This window comes from Phenylobacterium zucineum HLK1, from assembly GCF_000017265.1.
Lineage (GTDB): Bacteria > Pseudomonadota > Alphaproteobacteria > Caulobacterales > Caulobacteraceae > Phenylobacterium > Phenylobacterium zucineum.
The window spans coordinates 136,208-152,063 of the sequence record NC_011144.1 but is presented as its reverse complement, the minus strand read 5'-3'; the positions used below and the strand labels follow the sequence as shown (position 1 = coordinate 152,063).

Sequence of the window (15,856 nt, the reverse complement as noted above, 5' to 3'; positions counted from 1 at the left end):
AAATGGGGTTCAGGCGAAGGCTTCCGTGAGGAACGCCTCGAGCTCCTTCAGGTGGCGGCTCATCAGGCCGGCGGCGGTCGAGGCCGAGGCCGGGCGGCCGACGTAGCGGGCGCGCTTGGCCTTGACGTTCATCCGCTCCAGCGTCAGCTCCAGCCACGGGTCGACGAAGGTCCAGCCGCCCATGTTCTTGGGCTCCTCCTGGCACCAGATCAGCTCGGCGTTCTTGAACCGCTTCAGCTCGTTGGTCACCGACTTCATCGGCCACGGATAGAACTGTTCCAGGCGCAGCAGGTAGATGTCGTCCCGGCCGGTCTTGGCGCGGTGCTCCACCAGGTCGAAGTAGACCTTGCCCGAGCAGAGGATCACGCGGGTGATCTTGTCGTCGGGCTTCAGGGTCACGCCGCCCACGTCGCAGCCCGCCTCGGCGCCGTCCACCAGCACACGGTGGAAGCTGGAGCCTTCCGCCATGTCGACCAGGTTCGAGACCGCCCGCTTGTGGCGCAGCAGGCTCTTGGGCGTCATGACGATCAGCGGCTTGCGGAACTCGCGCACCATCTGCCGGCGCAGCACGTGGAAGTAGTTGGCCGGGGTGGTCGGGTGGACCACTTGCATGTTCTCCTCGGCGCAAAGCTGCAGATAGCGCTCGAGGCGGGCCGAGGAGTGTTCGGGGCCCTGGCCTTCGTAGCCGTGCGGCAGCAGCAGGGTCAGGCCGCTCATCCGCAGCCACTTGCGCTCGCCCGACGAGATGAACTGGTCCACCACCACCTGGGCGCCGTTCGCGAAGTCCCCGAACTGGGCCTCCCACATGACGAGGGTGTCGGGGTCGGTCAGCGAGAAGCCGTACTCGAAGCCCAGCACCGCCTCTTCCGAGAGCGCCGAATCCAGCACCTCGAAGTGGGCCTGGCTGGGCCCCAGGTTGCGGAGCGGGAAGTAGACCTCCTCGGTCTTCTGGTCGATCAGGCCCGAGTGGCGCTGGCTGAAGGTGCCGCGGACGCTGTCCTGACCGGACAGGCGCACCGGATAGCCCTGGTCCAGCAGGGTGGCGAAGGCCAGGTGCTCGGCGGTCGCCCAGTCGATCCCCTCGCCCTTCTCGATCGCATCGCGCCGGGCCGAGATGACCCGCTCGACGGTCTTGTGGGCGGTGATGCGCTCGGGGATCGAGGTCATCTTGCGGCCGAGGTCGAGCAGCTTCTGCTTCGGCACCCCGGTCGTGGGCTTCTCCTCGCCCGACGGCTTGCGGCCCGACCACTTGCCGTCCAGCCAGTCCGCCTTGTTGGCCTTGTAGACCTTGCCGGAGTCGAACTCGGCGTCGAGGAAGGCCTCGAACTCCGCGGTCCAGCCGTCGGCCTCGGCCTGGCTGACCACGCCCTCGGCCACCAGGCGCTGGGCGTAGAGGTCCTTCACCGACGGGTGGCCCTTGATCTTCGCGTACATCAGGGGCTGGGTCATCGTGGGGTCGTCCCCCTCGTTGTGACCGAACCGGCGGTAGCAGAACATGTCGACCACCACGTCCTTGCCGAACAGCTGGCGGTACTCGGTGGCGACCTTGGCGGCGAAGACCACCGCTTCCGGGTCGTCGCCGTTCACGTGGAAGATCGGCGCCTCGACCATCAGCGCCACGTCGGACGGATAGGGCGAGGAGCGGGAGTTCTTCGGGCTGGTGGTGAAGCCGATCTGGTTGTTCACCACGAAGTGCATGGTGCCGCCCACGCCGTAGCCCTTCAGGCCCGACAGCGCGAAGCACTCGGCCACCACGCCCTGGCCGGCGAAGGCGGCATCGCCGTGCAGCAGCAGCGGCAGGACATGGCTGCGCCCGGCGTCGGGGTTGTCGCGCAGGGTGAAGGCCTGCTTGGCCCGCGCCTTGCCGATCACCACCGGGTTGACGATCTCCAGGTGCGAGGGGTTGGCGGTCAGCGACAGGTGCACGCTGTTGCCGTCGAACTCGCGGTCCGAGCTGGCGCCCAGGTGGTACTTAACGTCGCCCGAGCCCTCGACGTCGGAGGGCACCGACGAGCCGCCTTGGAACTCGTGGAAGATGATGTGGTAGGGCTTGCCCATCACGGCGGCCAGGACGTTCAGGCGCCCGCGGTGCGGCATGCCGACCACGATGTCCTTCACGCCCATCGCGCCGCCGCGCTTGATGATCTGCTCCAGCGCCGGGACCATGGCCTCGCCGCCGTCCAGGCCGAAGCGCTTGGTGCCGGGGAAGCGGCGGTGCAGGAAGCGTTCGAAGCCCTCGGCCTCGATCAGCTTCTTCAGGATCGCGACCTTGCCTTCCTTGGTGAAGGCGATCTCCTTGTCGCGGCCCTCGATCCGCTCCTGCAGCCAGGCCTTCTCCTTGGGATCGGAGATGTGCATGTACTGCACGCCGACGTTGCCGCAGTAGGTGCGGCGCAGGATCTCGAGGATCTCGCGCAGGGTCGCGGTCTCAAGGCCCAGCACGTAGTCGAGGAAGATCGGGCGGTCGAAGTCGGCCTCGGCGAAGCCGTAGGTGGCGGGGTCCAGCTCGGAGGCGTCGCCGGGGGTGGTGGCGATCTCCAGCGGGTCCAGGTTGGCCTTCAGGTGGCCGCGCATCCGGTAGGCCCGGATCATCATGATCGCGCGCAGCGAATCCAGGGTGGCGGCGCGGACCTCGTCCTGGGTGGCGGCGGGCTTACGCTCTGCGACCTTCTGGCCGAGCTTGGCCTCGACCGCCGGCCACAGGCCGTCGATCGCCGACAGCCACTCGGGCCGCGGCTGGGGCGCGGACGGCCTGGTCCAGGCGGGACGCTGGGCGGCGGCCTTCACCTCGTCGGCGCGGTCGGCGAGCGAGGCGAAGAAGGCGCGCCAGGACGGCTCGACCGATTCCGGGTTCGCCGCCCATTTCGCGTAGAGGTCCTCCACGAACGCGGCGTTGCCGCCGTAGAGGAATGAAGTCTCGGCCAGAACTTCGTTGATCAGGCCTGCGTCGTCCGCCATGTCTCCGCCTTCCGGGCCGGTCCGCGGACCTTTTCGAGAAGGCGCCGGCGCGAACCGCCCTTACGCTAAAATATCGTCCCTCAGGCGCCCTTCAGCACCTCGACCAGGGTCTCGCCGAGTTTCGCCGGCGACGGCGAGACGCGGATGCCCGCGGCTTCCATCGCGGCGATCTTGTCCTCGGCTCCGCCCTTGCCGCCGGAGATGATCGCGCCCGCGTGACCCATGCGGCGGCCCGGAGGCGCCGTGCGTCCCGCGATGAAGCCGACCATAGGCTTCTTGATAGCTGAATTCTTGATGAACTCGGCCGCGTCTTCCTCGGCGGAGCCGCCGATCTCGCCGATCATGATGATCGACTCGGTCTCGGGGTCCTTCAGGAACATGTCCAGCACGTCGATGAACTCGGTGCCCTTGACGGGGTCGCCGCCGATGCCGACGGCCGTCGTCTGGCCGAGGCCCACCTGCGTGGTCTGGAACACGGCCTCATAGGTAAGCGTGCCCGAGCGGGAAACAACGCCCACCGAGCCGCGCTTGAAGATGTTGCCCGGCATGATGCCGATCTTGCACTCGCCAGGCGTCAGCACGCCCGGGCAGTTCGGCCCGATCAGCCGGCTCTTCGAGCCCGAGAGCGCGCGCTTGACCTTGATCATGTCGGTCACCGGGATGCCCTCGGTGATGCAGACGATCAGCGGCACCTCGGCGTCGATCGCCTCGAGGATGGAGTCCGCGGCGAACGGCGGCGGCACGTAGATCACGCTGGCCTCGGCGCCGGTCTCCTTCACCGCCTCGGCGACGGTGTCGAACACGGGCAGGCCGACGTGCGTCTGGCCGCCTTTGCCCGGCGTGACGCCGCCGACCATCTTGGTCCCGTAGGCGATGGCCTGTTCGGTGTGGAAGGTGCCCTGGCTGCCGGTGATGCCCTGGCAGATGACGCGGGTGTCCTTACCGATAAGGATCGACATTCTCTTACGCAGCCCCCCGGACGGCCTTCACGATCTTCTCGGCTCCGTCCGACAGATCGTTCGCGGCGATCACGTTCAGGCCGCTCTCGTTGATGATCTTCTTGCCCAGGTCGACGTTCGTGCCCTCGAGGCGGACGACCAGCGGCACCTTCAGGCCCACTTCCTTGACCGCGGCCACCACGCCCTCGGCGATGATGTCGCAGCGCATGATGCCGCCAAAGATGTTCACCAGGATGCCCTTCACGTTCGGGTCCGCGGTGATGATCTTGAAGGCGGCCGTCACCTTCTCCTTGCTGGCCCCGCCGCCCACGTCGAGGAAGTTGGCGGGCTCGGCGCCGTAGAGCTTGATGATGTCCATGGTGGCCATGGCCAGGCCCGCGCCGTTGACCATGCAGCCGATCTCGCCGTCCAGGGCGATGTAGCTGAGGTCGTACTTGGAGGCCTCGATCTCCTTCGGGTCCTCCTCGCTCTCGTCGCGCAGCGCGACGACGTCGGCGTGGCGGAACAGGGCGTTGGAGTCGAAGCTGACCTTGGCGTCCAGCACCCGCAGGTGATCATCGCCCGTGACGATCAGCGGGTTGATCTCCAGCATCGACATGTCCTTGGCCAGGAACGCCGCGTAGAGCTGGTTCAGCAGCGTGGCCGCTTCCTTGGCGAGGCCGCCGGTCAGGCCCAGCGCCTTGGCCAGGTGGCGGCCGTGGTGCGGGAAGACGCCGGTGGCCGGGTCGATGGAGAAGGTGACGATCTTCTCGGGCGTGGCGTGCGCCACTTCCTCGATGTCCATGCCGCCCTCGGTGGAGGCCACGACCGAGACCCAGCTCGTCTCGCGGTCCACCAGCAGCGACAGGTAGAATTCCTTGGCGATCTGCGCGCCTTCCTCGATGTAGAGGCGGTTCACCTGCTTGCCGGCCGCGCCGGTCTGGTGGGTCACGAGCACCCGGCCCAGCATCTCCTCGGCGTTGGCCTTCACCTCGTCCACCGACTTGACGACGCGCACGCCGCCCTTGGCGTCGGGGCCCAGGCCCTCGAACCGGCCCTTGCCGCGCCCGCCGGCGTGGATCTGGGACTTCACCACAAAGACAGGGCCGCCGAGCTTCTCGGCGGCCTGGACGGCTTCATCGACGGAGAACGCGGGATACCCGCGCGGGACGGCCACGCCGAACTCTGCGAGGACGGCTTTGGCTTGATGTTCGTGGATGTTCATGAGGCCTTGGGCGCAGTTGCCGGACACCTCGCCCGGGCGGCGAGTGACGGGGCTTATAGGCGCCGCGCCCCTCGATGACAACCGCGCGGGCCCCCTTGAACCGCGTTATCCTTCACGGTGCTTCCCCAGCGTGAGCAAGGCTCCGCCGGCGCCTCAGCCGAACACCATCGCCCACATCACCCGACCCGGAATGAAGGCGATGAAGAAGTTGATCGCGAAGGCGCCGTAGAACAGGCCCATCATCCGCCGCCGGTGCCGGGCGACGTCGTGGCGCTTGGCCGCGAGGACGGCCAGCGGCAGGACCAGCAGGGTCCAGCCGGTGAACAGGTGGATCCAGGACCAGCTCCCGTTGTTCAGGCTGGTGATGAAGACCGTGACGCCCGCGCTGACCGACACCAGTCCCACCCAGGTCCAGCCGGCGAGGCGGTGGAAGGTCCGCCCCTTGCGCGCGGCCATCAGCACCCCGCCCAGCGCCAGCGCCGCCAGGGCGGTGACGAGGTGGATCTTGATGGGCGTCGAAAGTCCGGCGAACAGCGAAAGGTTCGGGGCGTGCGGCCGCGCCTCCCCGGCCATCCGGAAGACGCCCAGCCAGAACGGCCCGAGCGCCAGGGTCAGGATCGCGGCCACCGCAACCATGGCCAGGGCGAAGTAGGTCCCGAAGCCGAACTTGCGGGCGGGCTTTTCGAAGGCTTGCGACATGCTCTATCTCCGGTCCAGGCGGCGCGTCGGCGCCGGTCGGACCGGGTGATGGCGGGGTGGCCTTGAGGGCGCGACAGCGGATGCGTCGGGGGACGGCCGGGCTTCGCGAACAGCCGCGGTCCGCCGTTCACGCTTCGCGAGCGGCGGCATGAGCCGCCTTCTCGTCCGGCTGACGCCCTACGACGACCTCGCCGGCTGGCTGCGCGGCCTGGCGGTGACCGTGGCCTTCGCCCTCTTCATGACCCTGACGGGCGCCTTCGACACCGGGGACGCGCCGCTGGCGCGCCGCGGCGCCTATTGGCTGGGAGTGATGTTCCTGGGCTACCTCTGGGGCGGCTTCGTCGCGCGCCGCGTCTTCCGCGCCCCGCGCGCGGGGCCCAGGCCCTGGTGGATCGTGGGGCCGGCGGTGTCGGCGGTCATGGCCGCCCCGTTCACGCTGATCGTCTGGGGCGGAACCCGGCTCGTCCTGGGATCGAAGCTGCCGGCCGCGGCGCTGCCGGTCCTGTTCCTCTACGTCTTCGTCGTCGCCCTGGCGATCACCGCCCTCTTCAGCCTGATCGAGGCCCGCCGCGGGGCCGACCCCGCCGCTCCTGCGGCGCCGCCGAAGTTCCTGGACCGCCTGCCCCTGAAGCTCCGCGGCGCCGAGGTCTGGGCCGTCGAGGCCGAGGACCATTACCTCAGGCTCCACACCTCCAGGGGTCAGGACCTGATCCTGATGCGGCTGGCCGACGCCGTGGCCGAACTGGAGGGGCTCGAGGGCCTGCAGGTGCACCGCTCGTGGTGGGTCGCCCGGGACGCCATCGTGGACGCCAAGCGCGGCGACGGCCGGGCCACCCTGACCCTGAAGGACGGCGCCCAGGTTCCCGTCAGCCGCACCTACGCCGGCCAGCTGCGGGACCGGGGCTGGATCTAGCGCCGGATCCGGCGTTGGGCGCGGCGGGCCATCCAGTCCTCCCGGCTCTGGCCCCAGACGTCGACGGCCACGTTCATCGGCGGCGGCAGCACGGCCTGGCGCAGGATCGCCGAGCCCAGCCGCCGGGCGACCTTCTGCGAATTCACGTTGGCCGCCTCGATGGTGTGGATCACCTCGGTCCAGCCCAGCGTGTCGAACGCCCAGTCGATGGCCGCCTCCGCCGCCTCGGGCGCATAGCCCTTGCCCCAGTGCTCGCGGGCGATACCCCAGCCGACCTCAGTCCCCGGCCAGCCCTCGGGCCGCCACGGCCCCACCCGGCCAACCCAGGCGCCCGAGGCCTTCTCCACCACCGAGAACATCGAGTAGCCCCGAACGATCCAGGCGCCGGCCATCACGCTCATGATCCGCCAGGCGCCGATCCTGTCCTGGGCCCCGCCGATGAACCGGGCCGCCTCCGCGTCCGCGGCGAACGCGGCCCAGGGCTCGAAGTCGCCGGGTTCCGGCGCGCGCAGAATGAGGCGTTCTGTCTCAAGCGTAGGTATTGGAATCGTCACCATTTTCCGCCTTTATCTGGACTGGGAGAGCGTTCGGGTGGGGCGAACCTCGGGCGGCCGCGCCCGAGTCCCCTTCCGCCTGCGCATCGAGGGACCCGTACCACGAGGGGTCGCCGATGGCGCACGACCAGTTCGAAGATCACGGCCAGACCACCCGCCGGGGCGGGCGCCTCGTCCTGGCCGGCGTGGTCGGCGCCTGCGCGCTGGGCGCGGGCCTGGGGCTGTGGGCGAGGCCCTCGGACGGGGAACGCCTGGCCGAGACCGCGCCGCCGCCCGAGGCCGAGCCCGCCGGTTCCATGCGCAGCCTGCAGATCGTCGTCGACGATGCGCTTCCGCCGGTGGAGTCGCTGCTGGAGGTCATGCCGCCGGACATGGGCGAGGGCGTGCGGCCCTACGCGCCCCGTCCTCCCATGGGCCCTCCCCTCGGGCCGCCCGCCGGGCTGATGAAGGCCACCGCCCCGGTCGCAGCCCCGGTCACCGTCCTGCCGCCGCCGACCCCCGCCATCCAGCCCGCGCCCCCGCCGAAAGCAGAGCCCGAGCCGAAGACCGAGGTGAAGGCGGAGCCGGCGTCCCCTGCCGCCAAGGCGAAGGCCGCCGCCCGAAAGCCCCCGAAGCCGGAACCCAAGGCCGCGGCGAAGGCGGACAAGCCCGCGAAGACGGCCGAGAAGGCCCCGTCGAAGAAGAAGGCCACGGTCGAAAAGAAGGCGGCGGACAAGAAGACGGAGAAGAAGGCCGAGAAGAAGAAGGCCGAAAACAGGAAGGCGGGCGAGGTCGCCGGGGGCAAGCCGTCCAAGTCGTCCGCGGCCGCCGGGAAGTCCCCGCAGACGACGAAAACCAAGGCCGTCAAGCCCAAGTCCAGGCCCGAGCCTGCGAAGGCCAAGGCCGCCGACGACAAGCGCAGACGCGAGGCCAAGCTCGCCAAGGCCAAGGCCGCGGAAAAGCCCGCCAAGACCAAGCCGAAAACGCCCGCCCGAGCGGCGGCGGCGCCCAAAACGAAGCCCGCGTCGAAGCCTGCGGCCCCGGCGGCCACGCCGAAGAAGACGGCGCCCAGCCCGCGCGGCGAGGGGCCGATGCGGCTCGCCAAGGCCGCGCCCTGCGCCTCCCCCGATCCGGGCGAGGCCCTGGTCTGCGCCGACCCCCGGCTCGGCCAGCGCGACCGCCAGCTGCAGCGGGCGTTCCGCGACGCCGAGGCGGCGGGCGTGCCGGCGGCGGCCCTGCGCCGGCAGCAGGAGCGCTGGCGTCAGGCCCGGGCGGCCGCGGCGCGCGACGGCTCCTGGGCGGTGGAGGACGTCTACGTCGCCCGGATCGCCGAGCTGAACGACCTGGCCCGCGACGCCCGCGACTACTGAGCCGGCCCGGGAACGACCTTCGCATTTGCAACCCTCCGGCGGGCTGCGGCTTTCGGAGCGCGAGGGACCGAGACGTAAGAGATCGAGATTCATGGCGACCGAGCGTATCGGCGACCCCTGGTCCGGCGTGACCTACAACGGCTTTGCGGGCGTCGGCCCCCGCCGCGAGGATGACGAGCTGAGGATCGAGCGCCCGCCGCCCCGGCAGTTCGAGCCGCACGAATACAGGGGCGTGCGCCGTCCTCGCAGGCGGATTTCACGCAACACGCTGCTGGGCGGCGGAGCGGCGGCGATCGCCGCGGGCCTGGCGTTCGGCCTGCTGGCCAAGCCCGACCTCGTCCGGGAGGCCCCGCCTCCTGCCCCCATGCAGCCCGTGACGGCCTCGTCGGCGGCGACCGTGCCGGTCGAGGTGGCGCAGCCCGCGCCGCCGCCGGAGGCGCCGGCCCCCGCCGGCAAGCTCGAGGTGCTGCCCGCCGAGATGGCGAAGGCGGCCGAGACGCGCGCCGTGCGCGCCGCGCCCGCCCGGCCGGTTCGAGCGGTCCATGTCCCCGCCAAGACAACCGACGAGCCGCGCGAGATCGCCGCGCCTATCGCCCCTCCGAGGGTCCGGCCGCCCGAGCCGGCGCCGACGCCCGTGCGGGTCTCGGCGCCTGCGCCGCGGCCCAGCTTCGACTGCCGCTACGCCGGGACGCGCTCGGAACGGATGGTGTGCGGCGATCCGCGCCTGGCCGGCCTGGACCGGCGGCTCGACCGCGCCTTCGAACGCGCCGTGGCGGCGGGGATCCCCTACCGCGAGCTGCGCGCCGAGCAGGACGACTGGCTGGCGATCCGCGAGGACGCCGCCCGCCACTCGCCCGACGCCGTCGAGAGCGTCTACCGCCAGCGGATCGCCGAGCTGGACGACCTGGCGGACTACTAGCGCGCAAAAGGAAAGGGCCCCCGGCGGCGCCGGAGGCCCTTCCACAACGGGCGCTGCCGTGAAGCCTTAGCCCAGCATGTCCTTGACGGTGTCGCGCTCGGCGACCAGCTCGTCGTTGGTGATCTTGATCTTCGACTTGGCGAAGTCGTCCATCTCGTAGCTGGTGACGACCTCGTAGGCGCCCGGCGCGGTGGTCTTCACCGGCATGCCGGCCCACACGCCCTCGGCGAAGCCGTAGCGGCCTTCCGAGTTCACCGCGATCGAGTGGACCTCGCCCACGGTGTTCAGGCTGCGCACGTGGTCGATCAGGGCGTTGGCCGCCGAGGCCGCCGAGCTCTGGCCCCGGGCCTCGATGATCGCCGCGCCGCGCTTGCCGACGGTGGGCAGGTACTCGTTCTCGAGCCAGGCGCGGTCGTTGATCACGTCCGCCGCCGCCTTGCCGCCGATCTTGGCGTGGGTGAAGTCGGCGAACATCGTCGGGCTGTGGTTGCCGTAGATGAACAGCTCGGAGACGTCGTTGATCGACACGCCGGCCTTCTTGGCGAGCTGCGCGCGGCCGCGGTTCTCGTCGAGGCGCACCATGGCGGTGAAGCGGTCCGGCGTCAGGCGCTTGGCCTGGCTGGCGGCGATCATGACGTTGGTGTTGCAGGGGTTGCCGACCACCGCGACGCGGGCGTCATCGGCGGCCACGGCGTCGATGGCCTTGCCCTGGGCGATGAAGATCTTGCCGTTGTCCTTCAGCAGGTCGGCGCGCTCCATGCCGGGGCCACGGGGCTTGGAGCCCACCAGCAGGCACCAGTTGGCGTCCTTGAAGGCGACGTTAGCGTCGTCGGTCAGCACCATGTCCTGCAGCAGCGGGAAGGCGCAGTCCTCGAGCTCCATGGCCACGCCCTTGAGCGCCTTCTGCGGGCCCTCGGCGGGGATCTCCAGGAGCTGCAGGATGACCGGCTGGTCCTTGCCCAGCATCTCGCCCGAGGCGATGCGGAAGAGCAGGGCGTAGCCGATGTTGCCGGCGGCCCCGGTGACGGCGACTCGGATGGGCGGCTTCGAGGCCATGGGACGGCTCCTTCCAAAACTCGTGGCGAAAACACGCGGCTGCGCGCCGGGTCCGTAGCCAATTGACGGCGATGCTGCAATGCCGCAGGCCCTGGAGCGATGTTCCGGATCGACCCCGCCTTCGAGGCCACGTCGCAACCCCTGGCCGCCCTTCCGCTCTGCGAGGCGCGGCTGCAGGCGGACGCGCGCTTCCCCTGGATCGTGCTGATCCCGCGGGTCGAGGGCGTCCGCGAGCTGGAGGACCTGTCTCCCGCCGACCGGGCGAGGCTGATGGACGAGATCCTGCTGGCGGGCGACGCCGTCCGCGCGGCCGGCGAGGCGCTGGGCCGGCCGGTGGAGAAGCTGAACGTCGGCCAGCTGGGCAACGTCACGCCGCAGCTCCACGTCCATGTGGTGGGCAGGCGGGCCGACGATCCGGCCTGGCCCGGGCCGGTCTGGGGCGCGGGCGCGGCGGAGCCCTATACGCCGCAGGCGCTCTCGGCGGCGCTGGCTAGGGCGCGCGCCGCGCTAGGCTGACGGGCCGGCGCGCGCCGCCCGCCTCGCGCAGCTCGCCATTCCAGCCGCCGCCGGGGACGGCCCTGAGGACCGCGACGCGGGCGCCGTCGAAGCGCAGGATCACCTCCGCGCCGGACCGCGCCGCCTCGTCGACGAGGCCCGAGGCGGCCGGCGCGAGCGGCCGGCGGATGTCGCGCCAGGCGCCTTCGAGGGCGCCGTCGCCCCGGTCGACCAGCTGGAATTCGTAGAGCGGCGCGCCGTCCGCCATCAGCAGCCAGCCGCCGTCCAGCGACCCCTGGAAGCCCTGGGCCGACGCCATCGAGGCGCGGATGCGGGAGTCGTAGGCGACGCCCTGGATCGGCGGGGGCGCGGCGACGGCGGGCAGAATCTCAGGCTTCGGCGGATCGGCCGCCTCCGATGGCGGCTCGCCCAGCAGGGCGCCGATGGGATCGGCCGCGGGTTGCGCGGCCGCGGGCGCGGCCCCGATGAGCGCGACTATCAGCGCCGGCAGTCCGGCTGCGATCGTTCCTGCCCTCGTCCTCATCCGCCTCCCTCGTGCGCGGCGATGGCGTCGGCCACGGCGATCAGGCGCCGGGCCTCGGCCAGATGCAAGCGCTCGACCATCCGGCCCTCCACCTTCAGCACGCCGCGGTGGGCGTTCTGCGGCGCTTCGAAGGCCGAGACGATCGTGCGCGCCCAGGCGACGGCGCCGGGCTCGGGAGTGAACGCGCGATTGGCCGCTTCGATCTGCGAAGGGTGGATCAGGGTCTTGCCGTCGAAGCCGAACGCCAGGGCCTGGGCGCACTGCGCCGCAAGGCCTTCGGCGTCGGCGATCTCGTTGTAGACGCCGTCGAGGATCGACAGGCCGTGGGCCCGCGCCGCCATCACTGCAAAGCTGAGCGCCGGCAGCAGGGGCGTGCGTTCCGGCGTGAGCGGGCAGCGCATCTCCTTGGCCAGGTCGTTCGTGCCGATCACCCACACGTCCGTGCGATGCGCGCGCGAGGCGCCGGCCAGGGCGTCCAGGCGCAGCATGGCCTGGCAGGTCTCGATCATCGCCCAGATCCGCAGGCTCCCGGCGGCCCCGGCACAGGCGGCGAGGTCCTCGGCCGAGGACACCTTCGGGACCAGGACCGCGTCCGGCCCGGCCTGGGCGGCGGCGGCCAGGTCCTCGGCGCCCCAGGGGGTGTCGAGGCCGTTGGCGCGGATCACCACCTCGCGCGGGCCGAAGCCGCCGGCCTTCACGGCGGCCACGGCCTGGGCGCGGGCCTCCTCCTTCTGCTCGGGGGCGACGGCGTCCTCCAGGTCGAGGATCACCACGTCGCAGGCCAGCTCCCGGGCCTTCTCGATCGCGCGGGCGTTGGAGGCGGGCAGGTAGAGCGCGCTGCGGCGGGGACGGGCGAGAGCGGACATTGGGCGGACGAGGCTCCTTCAGCGCCTTGGCGGACGCCCCGTCTTAGCGTTTAGGATGCGCCCATGGCCATCCGCCCGCTCCGCTACGACGCCGGCGCCCGCAACGTGCTGGGCGGCGAGCTGCAGCCCTGCTCCGTCGACCCGGTGACGGGCTTCTTCCGCAACGGCTGCTGCGAGACGGGGCCGCACGACCTCGGCATGCACACGGTCTGCGCGGTGATGACCGCCGAGTTCCTGGCGTTCTCGAAGGGCGTCGGCAACGACCTGTCGACGCCGCGGCCCGAGCTGGCCTTCCCGGGGCTGAAGCCCGGCGACCGCTGGTGCCTCTGCGCCCCGCGCTGGAAGGAGGCGCTCGACGCCGACGCCGCGCCCCGGGTCGTGCTGGAGGCCACCCACGAGGAGACCCTGGCCATCGTGCCCCTGGGCGTCCTCAAGGACCATGCGGTGGAGGCGTGATGCGGGCGGCGCTCGCCATCGCCGCCGTCCTCCTGGCGCTCGCGCCCGCCGCGGCGGCTCAGCACTTCAAGCCGCCGTTCCCGACCCGGCCGCTGTCGCCGCAGGGGCAGGCGCTGGCCGACGCCTGGCGCGCGAAGGTGGACGCGGTGCGCGCCGAACTGGCGGCCCTGCCGCCGCCCACCTCGGTCGGAGAGGATCTCGCTCGGCGCAACCGGCTGCAGCGGGAGGCGCGGCTCGCGCTCTCGCCGATCTTCACCTCGCCGCCCGAGGAACGCGGCTGGATCCTGGCGGTGGTCTGGAACGAGCTCGGCCGGATCGATGACGACAACACCGAAGCTCTGAAGCGGGTCCTGCCGCCTGGCGGCTGGTTCCGCAGGAGCCGCGACGGGGCCGCGGCGCACGAGGCCTGGGACGTCGTCCAGCACACCAACGACTGGGCGTTCCAAAAGGAGGTCCTGGCCCATGTCGAGCCGCTGGCGCGGATCGGCGAGGCCGACGGCTCGGACTACGCCAAGCTTTACGACCGAGTGGCCCAGCGGGACAGCCGTCCGCAGCGCTATGCGACCCAGGTATCGTGCCACGGCGGCGTCCGGGGCTTCGGCGACGTGGAGGACCTCGCCCGCGTCGATGCGCTGCGCCAAGCCGTCGGTCACGGCGAGACCCTGGCCCAGACCAAGACCCGGCTGAAGGTGGGATCGGCCTGCTAGGTCACCCTAGCGGGTACTCGGCCTCGACGCGGTAGAGGGCGCGTTCGGAGCCCAGGACGCTGGAGTAGAGGGCGAAGCGGTCCACCGGGATCGGCGGCGACTTCAGGAGGTTGTTGGCCTGGATCCAGGCGGCGACTTCCGGCGGGTCGGCTTGCTTGAGATAGGCCAGGGTGACGTGCGGCCGGTAGCGGCGCTTCTCGGGCTTGAGGCCCGCCCGGCGGGCGGCGGTCTCGCAGGCCTCGGCCAGCCGGCGCAGCGGCGCGCTCTCGGCGACCCCGGCCCAGATCGCATGGATGTCGCGGCCCTCGCCGAACGCGCCGGCGCCCTCCAGCTCGATCTCGAATGGCGGGGCGTCGATGCCGGCGAGCTCGGTGTCGAGGTCGCGGGCCACGTCCTCGCGCACCTCGCCGAAGAAGCGCAGGGTGATGTGCAGGCTGTCGGGTTCGCGCCAGCGCGCGCCGTCGACGCCCGTCTGGCGTCTGACGAGGCCGCGGACGATGTCGGGCGGCAGCGGCAGGGCGGCGAACAGGCGGATCATGGCCTCGCCTCTTAGCCCGCGGCCGTGCGTCCGGTCATCAGGGCTTTCGCCACGGACGGGGCGAGCCGCCGGGCGATGACCTCGACGCCGGCGGCGTTCGGATGGATGCCGTCGCGCTGGTTCAGGCGCGGGTTGAGCGCCACCCCGGCCAGCATGTCGGGCACGAAGGTCACGCGGTGCGTGCGGGCGACGCTGGCGAAGGCCTCGTCGAAGGCGCTGGCCCAGGCGCCGCTCAGGAGCGGCGGCGCGCGGACCCCGGCCAGCACCACGCGCACCCCGCGGGCCTTCAGCCGCCGCACGATGGCGTCGAGGTTGGCGCGCACCTCGCGCGGCTCGGCGCCGAGCAGCAGGTCGTTGCCGCCGAGGGCCACGACGACGAGGTCGGTCCCAGCCGGCGCGGCGCGGTCCAGGCGGCGCAGGCCGCCGGCCGTAGTGTCGCCGACCCGGCCCGCGGGCGTGACGCGGGCGGGCACGCCCAGGCGGGCGAGCTCGGCCTGCAGCCTGGCCGGCAGGGCCTGGCCCGCCGGCAGGCCGAAGCCGACGGCGATCGAGTCCCCCAGGATCGAGACGCGACGGATCGGGGCAGGACGGACGGGGGCCGCCAATGCACCGGGGGCGGCGGCCGAGGCCGCGGCGAGCGCCAGGAGGCCGCGGCGGGTGAGGCGGGAAGGCATGGCCCCCCATTTAGGCGCGGCCCCCGTCGGGCCAACCCCGTGCGACGTCAGGAGCTTCATCTGGAGCCTTGTCTCACCTCGGTTTTTCGGAACCAACGGGGCCGTGAGCCCTTGCCTAGCCGCCTTGGCAAAACGATATTCAACCTGCGTCCGACTGGGACGCGACGAAAAAGGGCAGAGCCTCTCATGAGCGACTTCAACCGCGGCTACGCGCGCACGATCCCGGCGGATCGCGCCGACATGTCGGTGGACGCGGGACTTCGCAGCTTCATGCTCGGCGTCTACAACAAGGTGGCGCTGGGCCTGGTGGTCTCGGCCGCCCTGGCCTTCCTGACCGGCCAATATCCGCCGGTGCGCGACCTGATGTACGCCGTCACGCCCGACGGCCGCCTGGCCGGCATGACCATGCTCGGCACGATCGTCGCCTTCGCGCCCCTGGCGGTGATGCTGTTCGGCATGTTCGCCCTTCGCAACGCGACGCCGCGCAGCTCCGGCATCCTCTACTGGACGATTGTCGCGCTGATCGGCGCGGGCCTGGGCGTGTGGACGCTGATCTACACCGGCGGCTCGATCGCCACGACCTTCCTGATCACCGCCACGGCCTTCGGCGGCCTGAGCCTGTTCGGCTACACCACGAAGAAGGACCTGACCGGCTTCGGCAGCTTCCTGCTGGTCGGCCTGATCGGCCTGGTGATCGCCTCGATCGTGAACATCTTCCTGCAGAACTCGATGATGAACTTCCTCATCAGCGTGCTCGGCGTGTTCATCTTCGCGGGCCTGATCGCCTACGACACCCAGCGCCTGAAGATGACCTACTATGAGCTGGGCGGGAACCAGGCGGCGATGGGCGTGGCGACCAACTACGGCGCGCTCAGCCTCTACATCAACTTCATCAACCTCTTCCAATTCCTGCTGCAGCTCTTCGGCCAACGCCGCTAGGCCGCGCAGCGGACCCCAAGACGAGA

General features: G+C 71.2%; 17 protein-coding genes. 7 read left to right on the top strand and 10 right to left on the bottom strand.

Translation table 11 applies throughout. The features are described 5' to 3' along the window. Positions 1-9 precede the first annotated feature (9 nt). The 4 genes from PHZ_RS00865 to PHZ_RS00850 form a co-directional block, all read right to left on the bottom strand. Positions 10-2,958 carry a 2-oxoglutarate dehydrogenase E1 component gene (locus PHZ_RS00865; protein WP_012520722.1) on the bottom strand — a complete coding sequence of 983 codons (2,949 nt, stop codon included), beginning with the start codon at positions 2,956-2,958 and terminating at the stop codon, positions 10-12. Positions 2,959-3,038: 80 nt separating this feature from the next. Beyond that, positions 3,039-3,917 (bottom strand): succinate--CoA ligase subunit alpha, encoded by an 879-nt coding sequence (gene sucD / locus PHZ_RS00860; RefSeq protein ID WP_012520721.1) that lies wholly within the window; start codon positions 3,915-3,917, stop codon positions 3,039-3,041. A gap of 4 nt (positions 3,918-3,921) precedes the next feature. Next, a complete protein-coding gene (gene sucC / locus PHZ_RS00855; RefSeq protein WP_012520720.1) occupies positions 3,922-5,121 on the bottom strand; it encodes an ADP-forming succinate--CoA ligase subunit beta in 1,200 nt (399 codons plus the stop codon). 153 nt (positions 5,122-5,274) lie between these two features. After that, positions 5,275-5,820: a DUF2306 domain-containing protein gene (locus tag PHZ_RS00850; RefSeq protein WP_012520719.1), complete on the bottom strand. Its 546-nt coding sequence runs from the start codon at positions 5,818-5,820 to the stop codon at positions 5,275-5,277. A gap of 148 nt (positions 5,821-5,968) precedes the next feature. Between PHZ_RS00850 and PHZ_RS00845 the strand changes: the two genes are divergently transcribed. Beyond that, the gene (locus tag PHZ_RS00845) at positions 5,969-6,733 is read left to right on the top strand and encodes a LytTR family DNA-binding domain-containing protein (protein WP_012520718.1); all 765 of its coding nucleotides are present in this window, start codon (positions 5,969-5,971) and stop codon (positions 6,731-6,733) included. Here PHZ_RS00845 and PHZ_RS00840 read toward each other — a convergent pair. Further along, positions 6,730-7,290, bottom strand: coding sequence for a GNAT family N-acetyltransferase (locus PHZ_RS00840; RefSeq protein ID WP_012520717.1), 561 nt, complete (start codon positions 7,288-7,290; stop codon positions 6,730-6,732). The two genes, PHZ_RS00845 and PHZ_RS00840, sit on opposite strands and share 4 nt — an antisense overlap. A 113-nt stretch (positions 7,291-7,403) precedes the next feature. Between PHZ_RS00840 and PHZ_RS21390 the strand changes: the two genes are divergently transcribed. Continuing rightward, positions 7,404-8,636: a lysozyme inhibitor LprI family protein gene (locus PHZ_RS21390; RefSeq protein WP_012520716.1), complete on the top strand. Its 1,233-nt coding sequence runs from the start codon at positions 7,404-7,406 to the stop codon at positions 8,634-8,636. Between the two features lie 91 nt (positions 8,637-8,727). Beyond that, positions 8,728-9,555 carry a lysozyme inhibitor LprI family protein gene (locus tag PHZ_RS00830; protein WP_012520715.1) on the top strand — a complete coding sequence of 276 codons (828 nt, stop codon included), beginning with the start codon at positions 8,728-8,730 and terminating at the stop codon, positions 9,553-9,555. Positions 9,556-9,621: 66 nt separating this feature from the next. Here the strand turns inward: PHZ_RS00830 and PHZ_RS00825 are convergent, their stop codons facing one another. After that, the gene (locus PHZ_RS00825) at positions 9,622-10,611 is read right to left on the bottom strand and encodes a malate dehydrogenase (protein ID WP_012520714.1); all 990 of its coding nucleotides are present in this window, start codon (positions 10,609-10,611) and stop codon (positions 9,622-9,624) included. Positions 10,612-10,710: 99 nt separating this feature from the next. Here PHZ_RS00825 and PHZ_RS00820 point away from each other — a divergent pair, with 99 nt between their 5' ends. Next, a complete protein-coding gene (locus tag PHZ_RS00820; protein ID WP_012520713.1) occupies positions 10,711-11,127 on the top strand; it encodes an HIT domain-containing protein in 417 nt (138 codons plus the stop codon). Here PHZ_RS00820 and PHZ_RS21385 read toward each other — a convergent pair. Together PHZ_RS21385 and PHZ_RS00810 are read right to left on the bottom strand one after the other, a co-directional pair. Then, complete coding sequence (locus PHZ_RS21385; RefSeq protein WP_049758087.1) at positions 11,102-11,650, bottom strand: hypothetical protein; 549 nt, start codon at positions 11,648-11,650, stop codon at positions 11,102-11,104. The two genes, PHZ_RS00820 and PHZ_RS21385, sit on opposite strands and share 26 nt — an antisense overlap. Further along, a complete protein-coding gene (locus PHZ_RS00810; protein WP_012520712.1) occupies positions 11,647-12,516 on the bottom strand; it encodes an HpcH/HpaI aldolase/citrate lyase family protein in 870 nt (289 codons plus the stop codon). Before PHZ_RS00810 ends, PHZ_RS21385 begins: the two co-directional genes overlap by 4 nt. Before the next feature lie 69 nt (positions 12,517-12,585). Here PHZ_RS00810 and PHZ_RS00805 point away from each other — a divergent pair, with 69 nt between their 5' ends. Together PHZ_RS00805 and PHZ_RS21380 are read left to right on the top strand one after the other, a co-directional pair. Next, on the top strand, positions 12,586-12,972 hold the full coding sequence (locus PHZ_RS00805; protein WP_183281284.1) for a DUF2237 family protein: 387 nt from the start codon (positions 12,586-12,588) through the stop codon (positions 12,970-12,972). Then, positions 12,972-13,679, top strand: a complete 708-nt coding sequence (locus PHZ_RS21380) for a DUF6624 domain-containing protein (RefSeq protein WP_012520710.1) — start codon at positions 12,972-12,974, stop codon at positions 13,677-13,679. The genes PHZ_RS00805 and PHZ_RS21380 overlap by 1 nt, the downstream gene beginning before the upstream one ends. A gap of 1 nt (position 13,680) precedes the next feature. Here PHZ_RS21380 and thpR read toward each other — a convergent pair whose 3' ends face one another. Continuing rightward, the gene (gene thpR, locus PHZ_RS00795) at positions 13,681-14,217 is read right to left on the bottom strand and encodes an RNA 2',3'-cyclic phosphodiesterase (RefSeq protein ID WP_012520709.1); all 537 of its coding nucleotides are present in this window, start codon (positions 14,215-14,217) and stop codon (positions 13,681-13,683) included. Positions 14,218-14,228: 11 nt separating this feature from the next. Then, positions 14,229-14,891 (bottom strand): arylesterase, encoded by a 663-nt coding sequence (locus tag PHZ_RS00790; protein ID WP_012520708.1) that lies wholly within the window; start codon positions 14,889-14,891, stop codon positions 14,229-14,231. Positions 14,892-15,077: 186 nt separating this feature from the next. Here PHZ_RS00790 and PHZ_RS00785 point away from each other — a divergent pair, with 186 nt between their 5' ends. Next, positions 15,078-15,830: a Bax inhibitor-1/YccA family protein gene (locus PHZ_RS00785; RefSeq protein ID WP_041372927.1), complete on the top strand. Its 753-nt coding sequence runs from the start codon at positions 15,078-15,080 to the stop codon at positions 15,828-15,830. The last annotated feature ends 26 nt before the right edge of the window (positions 15,831-15,856 follow it).